11 protein-coding genes are annotated in these 12,420 nt (G+C 67.3%); 3 read left to right on the top strand and 8 right to left on the bottom strand.

Going from position 1 to position 12,420, the window contains the following annotated elements:
• Position 1: 1 nt before the first annotated feature.
• The 4 genes from LOC60_RS13960 to LOC60_RS13945 are packed head-to-tail and all read right to left on the bottom strand — an operon-like array spanning position 2 to position 5,800.
• Positions 2-784 (bottom strand): CoA transferase subunit A, encoded by a 783-nt coding sequence (locus tag LOC60_RS13960; RefSeq protein ID WP_230026165.1) that lies wholly within the window; start codon positions 782-784, stop codon positions 2-4.
• 44 nt (positions 785-828) lie between these two features.
• Positions 829-1,992 carry an acyl-CoA dehydrogenase family protein gene (locus LOC60_RS13955; RefSeq protein ID WP_230026162.1) on the bottom strand — a complete coding sequence of 388 codons (1,164 nt, stop codon included), beginning with the start codon at positions 1,990-1,992 and terminating at the stop codon, positions 829-831.
• Positions 1,985-4,189, bottom strand: coding sequence for an acetyl/propionyl/methylcrotonyl-CoA carboxylase subunit alpha (locus tag LOC60_RS13950; protein ID WP_230026160.1), 2,205 nt, complete (start codon positions 4,187-4,189; stop codon positions 1,985-1,987). The genes LOC60_RS13955 and LOC60_RS13950 overlap by 8 nt, the downstream gene beginning before the upstream one ends.
• Before the next feature lie 6 nt (positions 4,190-4,195).
• On the bottom strand, positions 4,196-5,800 hold the full coding sequence (locus tag LOC60_RS13945) for a carboxyl transferase domain-containing protein (protein ID WP_230026158.1): 1,605 nt from the start codon (positions 5,798-5,800) through the stop codon (positions 4,196-4,198).
• 143 nt (positions 5,801-5,943) lie between these two features.
• Between LOC60_RS13945 and LOC60_RS13940 the strand changes: the two genes are divergently transcribed.
• Together LOC60_RS13940 and LOC60_RS13935 are read left to right on the top strand one after the other, a co-directional pair.
• A complete protein-coding gene (locus tag LOC60_RS13940) occupies positions 5,944-6,573 on the top strand; it encodes a TetR/AcrR family transcriptional regulator (protein ID WP_230026156.1) in 630 nt (209 codons plus the stop codon).
• A gap of 63 nt (positions 6,574-6,636) precedes the next feature.
• Positions 6,637-7,104 carry a GNAT family N-acetyltransferase gene (locus LOC60_RS13935; RefSeq protein WP_230026154.1) on the top strand — a complete coding sequence of 156 codons (468 nt, stop codon included), beginning with the start codon at positions 6,637-6,639 and terminating at the stop codon, positions 7,102-7,104.
• A 51-nt stretch (positions 7,105-7,155) separates the two neighbouring features.
• Here LOC60_RS13935 and LOC60_RS13930 read toward each other — a convergent pair whose 3' ends face one another.
• The 4 genes from LOC60_RS13930 to pdhA all read right to left on the bottom strand — a co-directional run bounded on the left by LOC60_RS13930 (position 7,156) and on the right by pdhA (position 11,681).
• A complete protein-coding gene (locus LOC60_RS13930) occupies positions 7,156-7,569 on the bottom strand; it encodes a hypothetical protein (protein WP_230026153.1) in 414 nt (137 codons plus the stop codon).
• 631 nt (positions 7,570-8,200) lie between these two features.
• Positions 8,201-9,526: a dihydrolipoamide acetyltransferase family protein gene (locus LOC60_RS13925; RefSeq protein ID WP_230026151.1), complete on the bottom strand. Its 1,326-nt coding sequence runs from the start codon at positions 9,524-9,526 to the stop codon at positions 8,201-8,203.
• Positions 9,526-10,539 (bottom strand): alpha-ketoacid dehydrogenase subunit beta, encoded by a 1,014-nt coding sequence (locus tag LOC60_RS13920; protein ID WP_230026149.1) that lies wholly within the window; start codon positions 10,537-10,539, stop codon positions 9,526-9,528. The genes LOC60_RS13925 and LOC60_RS13920 overlap by 1 nt, the downstream gene beginning before the upstream one ends.
• A complete protein-coding gene (pdhA, locus tag LOC60_RS13915; RefSeq protein WP_442860421.1) occupies positions 10,539-11,681 on the bottom strand; it encodes a pyruvate dehydrogenase (acetyl-transferring) E1 component subunit alpha in 1,143 nt (380 codons plus the stop codon). Before pdhA ends, LOC60_RS13920 begins: the two co-directional genes overlap by 1 nt.
• Positions 11,682-11,842: 161 nt before the next feature.
• Here pdhA and LOC60_RS13910 point away from each other — a divergent pair, with 161 nt between their 5' ends.
• The gene (locus LOC60_RS13910; RefSeq protein WP_331460827.1) at positions 11,843-12,400 is read left to right on the top strand and encodes an Lrp/AsnC family transcriptional regulator; all 558 of its coding nucleotides are present in this window, start codon (positions 11,843-11,845) and stop codon (positions 12,398-12,400) included.
• Positions 12,401-12,420: the final 20 nt, after the last annotated feature.

The following is a 12,420-nucleotide window of genomic DNA, read 5'->3' as shown; positions in this document are numbered from 1 at the left end:
CTCAGGACTCCTTGCTTCCGTTAGTGCTGCCGGCGCCGGCCGTGACCGTCCGCTTTTCAATGCGCTTCTCTGTATCGGGCACCAGGACCACGCGCTGCACGAAGATCCCCGGAACGTGGATGTGTTCGGGGTCCAGCTCTCCGGGTTCCACCAGCTCTTCCACCTCGGCAATGGTGACCCGTCCGGCCATGGCGCAGAGCGGATTGAAGTTCATTGCCGCAGCGTGGAAGACCAGGTTGCCGTGCCGGTCCCCCCTGGCGGCATGGACCAGGGCGAAATCCGGGGTGAGGGACTCCTCCAGCACATAGTCCGCCCCGCCGAAGCTGCGGACCTCCTTGGGATCGGAGGCCAGCGCCACGCCGCCCTCGGCGTCGTACTTCTGCGGCAGGCCGCCCTCGGACACCTGGGTGCCTACCCCGGCGGGCGTGTAGAAGGCCGGAATGCCGGCGCCCCCGGCGCGCAGCTTCTCGGCGAGGGTGCCCTGCGGAGTAAGGACCACTTCCAGCTCGCCGGAGAGGAACTGGCGGGCAAATTCCTTGTTCTCGCCCACGTAGGAACTGGTGGTCCGCCGAATCCGGTGGTCCGCCAGCAGCCGGCCGAGCCCCCAGTCATCCACGCCGCAGTTGTTGCTCACGGTCTCCAGGTCCGTGGTGCCGGCGTCATGCAGGGCGTCGATCAACGCCACGGGGATGCCGCAGAGGCCGAAGCCTCCCACGGCCAGGGAAGCACCGTCCGGGATGTCGGCGACGGCCGAGGCTGCATCGGGGTACACCTTGTTGATCATGGCAATGTCCGTTCCTTCTCGGTTGGCTCACTCGCTGTCGGGTGTCACAGGCCCATACTGCGGGCTATCAGCATCAACTGCACCTCAGTAGTGCCCTCGCCGATTTCCAGGATCTTGGAATCGCGGTAATGCCGGGCCACCGGGAACTCGTTGATGAAGCCGTACCCGCCGAAGATCTGGGTGGCGTCGCGGGCGTTGTCCATGGCGGCTTCTCCGGCCACCATCTTGGCGATCGCTGCCTGTGTCTTGAACGGCCGGCCGGCGAGCATGCGGGCAGCGGCATCGTAGTAGGCCAGCCGGGCCGTGTGGGCCCGGGCCTGCATGCGCGCGATCTTGAAGGAAATGGACTGGTAGGTGCCGATGGCCGCCCCGAAGGCCTCGCGTTCCTTGGCGTACCGCAGGGATTCATCCACGCACCCCTGGGCGGCACCGGTGGCAAGCGCCGCAATGGCGATGCGGCCCTCATCCAGGATCTGCAGGAAGTTCGCGAAACCCCGGCCCCGTGCACCCAGCAGGTTTGCCTCGGGCACCCGGACGTCGGTCAGGGTCAGCGGATGGGTGTCCGAAGCATTCCAGCCCACCTTGTTGTAGGGCTTTTCGGCGGTGAAGCCCGGGGTTTCGGTCGGTACGAGGATGGTGGAAATGAGCTTCCGGACGGAACCGTCCGGTTCGGTGACGGTATCCGTTACCGCGGTGACCGTCACCAGGCGGGTGATGTCGGTGCCCGAGTTGGTGATGAACTCCTTGCTGCCGTTGATGACCCACTGCCCGTCCTCGAGCCGGGCAGTGGTCTTGGTCCCGCCGGCGTCGGAGCCTGCCTCGCGTTCGGTGAGGCCGAACCCTGCGAGCGCCTCGCCGCTGGCAAGCAGGGGCAGCCACTGCTGCTTCTGCGCTTCATTGCCGAACCGGTACACCGGCATGGCACCGAGCGAGACCCCGGCTTCCAGGGTGATGGCCACGGACTGGTCCACCCGGGCAATCTGTTCCAGTGCGAGGGCCAGGGCGAAGTAGTCCCCGCCCATGCCGCCGTACTCCTCCGGGAAGGGCAGCCCGAACAGCCCCATCTCCCCCATCTGGGAGATGACCTTGTACGGGAAGCTGTGCTCCGCATCGTGCTGGGCGGACACCGGGGCGATGACTTCGTCCGCAAAGTCGCGCACTGTGTCGGAGAGGTCCTGGTATTCCTCGCTGAGTTCAAAGTCAGGCATGGTCTGCTCCTTGTTCGTTGTGCGGGTCTGTTGCGGCGTCGGTGCCGGTCCGGCTTTCGGTGCCGGATTCCGGTTCCGGCGTAACCGTGGCCAGGACCTGGTCGGCTTTCACCAGGTCTCCGGGCTTGAGGCTGAGGGAAACGATGCCGTCCACCGGCGCCCGCAGCTGGTGTTCCATCTTCATGGCTTCAACGCTGAGCAGCGGCGCCCCGGCGATCACCCGGTCACCGTCGCCGACGGCGACGGCAACCACGGTGCCGGGCATCGGCGAGCGCACCACGGGGTCCGCTGCGCCGGCAACACGTCCGGCCGCCGCCACTTGCCGGTCGAGCTGTTCATGCCGGCTGCGCAGGCGCAGGCGCACGGTGTACAGCTCCCCCGCGGTTCCTCCGGCCAGCCAGAACGCGCCGGTTTCCGGTTCGACGGCGGCCGTAAAGGTATGCAGCACCCCGTCCAGGGAAACGCCCACGCGGGCGCCGGCAGCAGTGCCAACAGTGCCTGCAGTACCGGTACCGGCCAACAGGCCCGCGGTGTGCACGGTCCCGCCGATCCGTACCGTCGCCTGCTGCGCGGTGCCCGTCACGTCCACGCCGACGTCGTCGCCGCCGGGTGCCGGGGCGGCGAAGACCAGCTGCAGCGGGGCGCCTCCTGCATTGCCGGCCCCGGCACCGGCTCCGACACCGTCGCCCGCGCCGCTTCCACCGATCCGCCAGCCGTCCGCCCGCCGCCAGGGCGAACCCGAGTCCGGATCCGCCAGGCCCTGCAGGTACAGCAGTGCCGCGGCGGCAAGCTCGGGCGCCTGCGCGGAGCGGAACTTCAGGCCGGGCAGCCTCCGCTCGATCAGGGTGGTGTCCAGCCTCCCGGCACGGACATCGGGATCGGCCAGCAGCAGCCGGAGGTATTCCACGTTGGTCCCGATGCCCAGCACCGCGGTGCCCGCGAGCGCTGAATCCAGGCGTGCCAGCGCGGCGGCGCGGTCCGGTCCCCACGCAATGACCTTGGCCAGCATCGGGTCATAGCTGGAGGAAACGGCCAGCCCGGGCAGCAGGGAGGAATCCACGCGGATGACCTCGCCTTCGGGCTCCCGCAGCCACTGCACCGAGCCCGACGTCGGCAGGAAGTCCCGTTCCGGGTCCTCCGCATAGATCCGGGCTTCCACCGCGTGCCCGGTGAGGGTGACGTCCTCCTGCTTGAGGGACAGCGGATGCCCGGCGGCAATCCGTACCTGCTCCGCGACCAGATCCACGCCGGTGACCATCTCGGTTACCGGATGTTCCACCTGCAGGCGCGTGTTCATTTCCATAAAGAAGAACTCGTCCGGAGCGGCGTCGGAGACCAGGAACTCCACGGTTCCCGCACCGGTGTAGTCCACGGAGCGGGCGGCGCTGCAGGCCGCTTCGCCGATGCGTTCCCGGGTGGCGGCGTCCAGCAGCACGGAAGGGGCTTCCTCGATGACCTTCTGGTGCCGGCGCTGCAGCGAGCATTCCCGCTCCCCCAGGTGGACCACGTTCCCGTGCGTATCCGCGAGGATCTGCACCTCGATGTGCCGGGGCGAGGAAACCAGCCGTTCCAGGAACAGGGTGTCATCCCCGAAGGCCGAGGCAGCCACCCGCCGTGCGGTCTGCAGCGCCGCCGGCAGGTCCCCGGGATTCAGCACGGCCTGCATCCCTTTGCCGCCGCCGCCGGCGGAGGGCTTGATCAGGAGGGGATAGCCGACGTCGGCAGCGGCCGCCAGCAGCCGGGCATCGTCCAGACCCGGTTCGGCGATGCCCGGAACCACCGGCACGCCGTGCGCCTGCACATGGTTCTTGGCCCGGATTTTGTCCCCCATCAATTCGAGGGAACGGACGGACGGGCCGATGAACGTGATCCCGGCGTCCGCCAGGGCGGAGGCGAACTCCGCGTTTTCGCTCAGGAAACCGTACCCGGGGTGCACGGCCTGCGCCCCGGTGCTGCGGCAGGCCGCAAGCACGGCCTCCACGGACAGGTAACTCTGCCTGGCGGGCGCCGGTCCGAGCCGGACCGCGAGGTCCGCTTCTCGCACGTGGCGGGCGTCGGCGTCGTCGTCGCTGTAGACCGCCACGGAGCGGATCCCCAGCGTCCGCAGGGTGCGGATCACGCGGCAGGCGATTTCACCGCGGTTGGCGACCAGGACGGTGTCGAAAAGCGGTGCGGCGTTATAGGGCTGCGGGGTCATGGTCGCTCACATCCGGAACAGGCCGAAGGATGTCTCCGGCAGGGGTGCGTTGGCGCAGACATCCAGGGCCAGGCCCAGGACGGTGCGTGTGTCGAGGGGGTCGATGATGCCGTCGTCCCACAGCCGTGCCGTGGAGTAATACGGGCTGCCCTGGGTTTCGTAGGTTTCGCGGATCGGGGCCTTGAAGGCTTCCTCGTCCTCCGCCGGCCATTCCTCGCCCCGGCCCTCCAGCTGGTCCCGCTTGACGGTGGCCAGCACCGAGGAAGCCTGGGCTCCGCCCATGACGGAGATCCGGGCGGCCGGCCACATCCACATAAAGCGCGGCGAGTACGCCCGGCCGCACATGGAGTAGTTGCCGGCGCCGAAGGATCCGCCCACCACCACCGTCAGCTTGGGCACCCGGCAGGTGGCCACCGCGGTCACCATCTTGGCGCCGTTCTTGGCGATTCCGCCGGCTTCGTAATCGCGGCCGACCATGAACCCGGAGATGTTCTGCAGGAACACCAGGGGGATGCCGCGCTGGTCGCACAGCTCGATGAAGTGGGCTCCCTTGAGCGCGGATTCACTGAAGAGCACGCCGTTGTTGGCGACAATGCCGATCCGGTGGCCGTGCAGCCGGGCGAACCCGGTGACGAGGGTGGTGCCGTACTCCTTCTTGAACTCGTGGAACTCGCTGGCGTCCACCAGGCGGGCGATCAGTTCACGGACGTCATAGGGCGTCTGCAGATCGGTGGGGACGGTGCCGTAGATTTCGGCCGGGTCCTCGGCGGGCGGCCGGGATTCGGCAGTGTCCGCCACCGGTCCCTGCTGCGGGAAGGTCTCCACGATGCTGCGCACTATTTCCAGGGCGTGGGCGTCATTTTCGGCCAGATGGTCGGTGACGCCGCTGGTGCGGGAGTGCACGTCTCCTCCGCCGAGTTCCTCTGCAGTCACGATTTCCCCGATGGCGGCTTTCACCAGCGGCGGGCCGCCCAGGAAGATCGTCCCCTGGTTGCGCACAATCACGGTTTCATCGCTCATTGCCGGCACATAGGCCCCGCCGGCGGTGCAGGAACCCAGGACAGCGGCAATCTGCGGAATTTTCCGCGCGGACATCTGCGCCTGATTGAAGAAAATCCGGCCGAAATGCTCCCGGTCGGGAAAAACCTCGTCCTGCCGGGGCAGGAAAGCTCCGCCGGAGTCCACCAGGTAAATACACGGCAGCCGGTTCTCGAGGGCGATTTCCTGTGCCCGCAGATGTTTTTTGACGGTCATCGGATAGTAGGTTCCGCCCTTGACCGTGGCGTCATTGGACAGCACCATCACCTGCCGGCCCTGCACCAGGCCGATGCCGGCAATCAGCCCCGCCCCGGGGCATTCGCCGTCGTACATGTCCTCGGCGGCCAGCGGTGCCACCTCCAGGAACGGGCTGCCCTCATCCAGGAGCCGGTGAACCCGCTCCCGGGGCAGCAGCTTTCCGCGCGCGGTGTGCCGCTCGCGGGAACCCAGCGGTCCGCCGACGGCGGCCTTCGCCAGCCGCCCGCGCAGCTCCTGCACCAGCGCACGCTGCGCCGTCGCATTTTCGGCGAAGGCCGCCGAGGCCGTGTCCAGCCCGGATTTCAGAGTCTCCATTGACGTCTTTCTGCAACAGTGGCGAGGGTAAACCCTGCACGAAGCTGAGTTAATATCCCCTAACCCAAGTCAGGTTATTGGTTATTAACTCACCTGTCCACCACAATAGGAATAAATGCGCAGTCCAATCAGAAGGGGTGGGAATGGACGTAGCAAAAGACGAAACAGCTTCCGAAGCGGGACGGACAACGGGGCGCAGCCAGGCCAAGGCCTCGCGTAGGGCGGCAATGCTCGACGCCGCGGCATCCCTGTTTGCCGAACGAGGCTACAACGGAGTTTCCATTGAGGAACTCGGGGCGGCCGCCGGGGTCACCGGACCTGCGGTGTACCGGCACTTCAGCGGCAAACCCGCGGTACTCTCCGCCCTGCTCATCGGTGTCAGCGAGGACCTGCTGGAGGGCGGGAAGGCGGTGGCCGCAGAATCCGCGACACCGGAAATCGCCCTGCGCGGCCTGGTGGAATTCCAGGTTGACTTTGCACTGCGCCAGGCGGACGTGATCCGGGTCCAGGACCGGGACCTGGGGAGCCTGCCGGAGAGCGACGAGCGGCGGGTACGTTCCCTGCAGCGCCAGTATGTGGAGGTCTGGGTGGACGCCCTTTCCGCCCTGCATCCCGGCTCCGACCTGCCGTTGCTGCGGCACCGGGCGCAGGGGGTCTTTGGCCTGATCAATTCCACATCCCATACTGTCCGCGGGCGTATCAGCGCCCGCGAGACGGCAAGGCTGCGTACGCTGCTCGATAGAATGGCGTGGGCGGCCTTGAATGCCCAGTAATTCTCAAGTCCTGCCGGTTCCTTTCGGCAGGCTGAACTCCACCCCCGAGCAGAAAGACCTGCCGTGATTGAGCTTCGTGCCGTAGTTCCCGCCGACCTGGAGGAATTTTTCTCCCACCAGCTGGACCCGAGTGCCAACCATATGGCCGCGTTCAGCGCCAAGAACCCGGCGGACCGCGGCGTCTTCGACCATCACTGGCAGAGCATCCTCAATGATCCGACGGTGACCGTCCGCACCATCGTGGCCGACGGCGACGTAGTAGGCAGCATCCTCGCCTACCGGGACGGCGACATCCCCGAGATCAGCTACTGGATCGACAAGGAGCGCTGGGGACAGGGCCTGACCACAGCAGCGGTGGGACTGTTCCTCGAAGAGTTCACCGAACGCCCGATCCGCGCGCGTGCCGTTGCGGACAACGTCAGCTCGATCCGCATCCTTGAGAAGTACGGGTTCACCGTGATCGGTGAAACGCAGGGCTTCGCGAACGCCCGCGGCGCCGTGGTGAAGGAACTCGAGCTCGAACTGGCCTAGGGCTGCCGGAAAAGCCAACGACACGTCGGTTTGGGTGGTGGCAATGCTGCGCTACTTGTCCGCGTAGGCGATTTTCACTTCGTAGCTGATGGCGGGCTCGCTCGCCTGAACCTCAAGGGAATGTTGTCCCGGGGTCAGCGGAAGCGACCAGATGCCGGTCGCAAACGCCTCGTTTGAATCCTGGCACGTCACTTTCGCGCCTCCGGGCAGGGAAAGGGTGCCCGCATCCAGGCAGGTGATTTCCACGGCGATTTCCGTTGCTTCCGCGGGCGGAGTTCCCAGTTCGAAGATCTGCGTGCCCGTGTAGGTCCCGGAAACAGGAGCGGCAGCAGCACTGGAAACCTCAGATGCGGAGCCCGAGGGCTCCGGGGGCTGCTGCGGTTGATCCTGGACCGTACAGCCGGCCAGCAGGACAGCCGAGACAAGGGCGGCGGCGGTTAGGTGCGGCAAACGTCGTTGTTCCATCTAGCGACGCTAACAGCCCGCCCGAGCCGTTGAGCCGTTGCCGGGATTTCGTTATCGGAGTGTTGTGCCAACACCTTGTTGCCCTGCCCCTGACTGCTGCGGCAGGGTCAAGGGCCGTCCGGGAAATCTCCGGGGCGGCCCTCCCACTGTTAGGCCATGGCCAGTGCGGGCTCCGCCGGCGCCGGCCTGGCGTGCAGTGCGGAACGTGACCGGGCTGTTCCTGTCTCTCCCGGATTCCCTTCGGTTTGTCGGAATCCCTGCGGTTTGTGGCAATCCCTACGCCGCGCAGCGCAGGGATCCGGACAAAACGTAGGGATCCGGACAAAACAAAGGAAAGTCGGGGCAGAGTCCGCCGCCGGGCGCCGGCCCCGGAGCCAGCCAACCAGCCACCGCGCAGGCTCCCGGATAAGGCGGCCTTCACCGCATAGGCTCCCGGATAAGGCGGCTTTAATATCCCGGCGAGCTCTGCGAGCAAGGGATTTCGTTGCCGCCGTTCCGGGCACCGAAGCCGGCACCGAAGCGGGCCGCCGTTCCGGGCACCAAAGCGGGAACCGAAGCGGACACCGAAGCCGTCGCTAGGTGCAGCAGGTCAAGGGCCGTCCCGGAAATCTCCGGGGCGGCCCTTGCGCTGCTAGGCCATCGCCAGTGCCAGTGCGGGCTCCGCCAGCACCGCTCCCACGTCGTTCAGGAACCCTGCCCCCTGCTCGCCGTCAACCAGCCGGTGGTCGAAGGAAAGGCTCAGCGTCATGACCGAGCGCAGGGCGATAGCCCCTTCGTACTCCCACGGCTGCCGCCGGACCGCTCCCAGGGCCAGGATGGCCGCTTCTCCCGGATTCAGGATGGGTGTCCCGGTGTCGACGCCGAACACCCCGACGTTGGAGATGGAGATGGTTCCGCCGGCCAGGTCCGCCGGCCGCGTTTTCCCGTCCCGTGCGGTCTGCGCCAGGGACGTCACCGCAGCTGCCAGGCCGTGCAGGCTCAGGGTCTGGGCCTCCTTGATATTGGGAACCATCAGCCCGCGAGGCGTGGCCGCGGCAATGCCGAGGTTCACGTAGTTGAAGCTGACAATTTCCCCGGCCCGCTCATCCCACCGCGAATTCAGCGACGGGAACCGCTGCACTCCAAGGCAGACCGCCTTGGCCGCCAGCGTCAGCGGGGACAGCTTCAAGCCGTTGAAGGCCGGCTGCTGCCGGAGCCGTTCCAGCAGCTCCATGGTGGGAGTGACATCAACAGTGAGGAACACCGTCGCGTGGGGAGCGGTGAAGGCGCTGGCCACCATGGCAGCCGCAGTATGCTTCCGCATGCCCGTGACCGGTGTCCGGTTCTCCCGTGATGCCTGTGCCGGAGGAGAAGGCACCACGGGAGGAGCGCCTGCAGGTGCGGCCGCCGTCCCGGCTGCCGGGGAGGCGGCTCGGACGACGTCGGCACGGACCACCAGCCCGCCGGGACCGGATCCCCGTACCTCGGAGAGGTCCACGCCCATGTCCCGGGCCAGCTTCCGGACCGGCGGAGTGGAGCGCGGCCGCTCCCGCACCGCGTCCGGCGTCGAGGCCGGCACCGGCGCCGCACCCTGCGCGGCAGGAGCCGGCCCGCGGCGCCGTCGTGCGGGCCGTCCCGTGGCATCCGGCACGGCGCCGTAGCCCACCAGGTTCGGCTCCCGCCTGGCCTGCACCCGTTCGCCGCCGGCGCCGGGCGCCCCCGTGTCCGCACCCGCCGGCACCGCCACCTCAAACGAAACTATCGGCGACCCGACCTCAACCACGGTTCCGGCCTGCTCGTGCAGGCGCGCCACTATCCCGGCGTAGGGGGACGGCAGCTCCACCACGGCCTTGGCGGTTTCCACATCGGCAATCACCTGGTTGAGCTTCACGTCATCCCCCACGCTGACGTGCCAGTTCAGGATCTCGGATTCGGTGAGCCCCTCCCCCAGATCCGGAAGGCGGAATTCGCGCAGCATCAGCCCGCCGCCGATCCGGATACGGCCAGCGAACTGGGCCGGTCCAAAACGCAGTCCACCCCGTCGAGGATCCGGTCAAGATCCGGCAGATGGTGGGATTCGAGCCGGGCGGGCGGATACGGAATATCAAAGCCCGTGACCCGCACCGGAGCGTGCTCCAGATACTCGAAGCACCGCTCGGTGATGCTTGCCGCGATCTCGGCTCCCAACCCACCGGACTGGGCCGCCTCGTGCGTAATCACCAACCGCCCGGTTTTCCGGACGGAGGCCTCCACGGTGGCGAAATCGATGGGGGCGAGCGAGCGCAGGTCGATGACCTCCACGGAAACGCCTTCGTCCGAGGCAGCGACGGCGGCGTCGCGTGCCGTGGGGACCAGTGGGCCGTAAGCCACCAGGGTGACGTCGCTGCCCTCTGTCAGGACCCGGGCGGATCCCATGGGCAGCTGGGGTGCTGCTGCTTCATCCACCTCCCCCTTGACGTGGTACCGGCGTTTCGGTTCGAAGTAGAGCACCGGGTCATCGGAGGCGATGGCCTGCTGGATCATGGTGTACGCATCCTGCGGATTGGACACACTGATGACGCGCAGCCCCGAGGTGTGGGTGAAATAGGCCTCGGGTGATTCGGAGTGGTGTTCCGGGGATCCGATGCCGCCGCCGAACGGAACCCGGATGGTCAGCGGCAGCTTCACTGCTCCGCGGGTCCGGTAGTGCATCTTCGCCACCTGGGAAACAATCTGGTCAAACGCCGGGTAGATGAAGCCGTCGAACTGGATCTCCACCACCGGACGGTAGCCGCGGAAGGCCAGTCCCACGGCGGTGCCCATGATCCCGGACTCCGCGAGCGGAGTGTCCACCACCCGCTGCGGGCCGAAGTCCTGCTGGAGTCCGTCGGTGATCCGGAAGACGCCGCCGAGTTTGCCGACATCCTCGCCCATAATCAGGACGCGGGGATCCTGTTCCATCGCGCGGCGCAGGCCGGCCGTAATGGCTTTGCCGAAAGTCATGCTGGTCATTAACGGTTCTCCTCGCCGGCGAAACCACTGAGATAACGCGAGTACTGCTCCTGCTGGCGGTCCAGCCAGGAGTGCGGCTCGGAATAGACATGGGCAAAAACGTCCGCCGGTACCGGATCCGGCATCCCCAGGCACGCGGCACGCAGCTCTGCTGCCGCGGCATCCGCCCGGCCGCTTGCCGTTGCCGCGAACTCGTCGGTGAAGAGTCCCAGGGATTCCAGCAGCGCCTGCACCCGGGACAGCGGATCCTTCGCCCGCCACTGCTCCAGTTCGGCGTCGTCCCGGTAGCGCGTGGGATCGTCGGCCGTGGTGTGCGGACCCATCCGGTAGGTGACGGCTTCAATAAAGGTGGGGCCGTTGCCGGAACGGGCCCGGTCCAGTGCTTCCCGGGTTGCGGCCATAACGGCGAGCACGTCATTGCCGTCCACCCGGATGGACGGAATCCCGAAACCGGGTGCGCGGTTGGCGATGGGTACCTGCGCCTGCAGGGTCACCGGCTCGGAGATGGCCCATTGGTTGTTGGTGCAGAAGAAGACCACCGGGGCGGCGTAGCTGGCCGCGAAGACCATTGCCTCGTTCACGTCGCCCTGGCTGGTGGCTCCGTCGCCGAAGTAGCTGATGGCGGCGTCGTCGGAACCGTCACGGGTGATTCCCATGGCGTAACCGGCCGCGTGCAGTGCCTGGGCCCCGATGATGACCTGGGTGGGGGCCATATTCACGCTGTAGGGATCCCACCCGGCGGCGGCGTTGCCGCGCCAGACCCGCATCAGGTCCTCCATGCCGACGCCGCGGCAGTAGGCCACGCCGTTCTCCCGGTAGCTGGAGAAGACGAAATCGGAGGCACGCAGGGACCGCCCGGAGCCGATCTGCGCGGCCTCCTGGCCAAGCAGCGGAGGCCACAGCCCCAGCTCGCCCTGCCGCTGGAGGACGGTGGCCTCGGTATCGATCCGGCGGATCACCGCCATGTCTATGTAGAGCTCCTGGAGGCGGGCGCCGTCGACGTCCTCGACCCAGCGGTCATACAGGGGGTCCGGGGTACGGACGCCGTCGGGGGTAACCAGCTGTACGTAGGGGTCGGTGGGGAAGCTGCCGGAGTTTTCCGGGTGCCGCACCGGGGTATGCAGGGACACTGGGATACGCATCCTTCCGTGTTTGGGCCCCAAGGGTGGCGGGGCCAAAGCCGGGCTCCATTGCCCGGGTAAGTGTGACCCTACTCACACCTCGCACCCGGCACAACCGTTCACAGAAAGACCGGGCATACTGCCCTATAAACGGACAATTCACCGTGCTAGCGTTGCGCACTATGCAGCCCCTCGACGCCACCGACCTGCGGTTACTCCTTGCCCTGGCGGAGGATTCAACACGGTCGGCGGTGGCCCTGGCAGCCGTTCTCGGCCTCTCCCGCAACACGGTCCAGTCGCGGCTGGCCGGCTTGGAACGCAAAGGGGCGTTCCTGCCGTTTGAACGCCGGATCAGCACTGCGGCGCTCGGTTATCCGCTGATGGCCTTCGTCCACGTCCATGTCCACCAGCCGAGCCTGGCACGGATCACCGAAGAGCTGGCGGCCCTGCCCGAGGTGGCGGAAGCCCACGGCCTCACCGGGGACGCCGACATCCTGCTGCGTGTGGTCGCTGCGGACGCGGAAGACCTGTTCCGGATCAACAAACAGATCCTGGCCATTGGCGGGGTGCAGAGATGCGACACCAACCTCGCCATGGGGGAACTGATCCCGCTTCGCGCCGCCCCCCTGCTGCGCCGCGGCGCCGGGTTGCCGCCGGTGCCGCCGGTGCCGCCGTCGTCGGACCGGGGCCGGGACCGCAGGGAACAGGGCCCCGCCACGGCAAAGGCAGGTCCCGCCTAAGCGGAACCTGCCTTTGACTG

It is taken from the genome of Arthrobacter sp. zg-Y769, from assembly GCF_020907405.1.
In the GTDB taxonomy this organism is placed as follows: Bacteria; Actinomycetota; Actinomycetes; order Actinomycetales; family Micrococcaceae; genus Arthrobacter_B.
The sequence above is the reverse complement of the archived record's forward strand: the minus strand, read 5'-3'. Positions and strand labels throughout refer to the sequence as shown.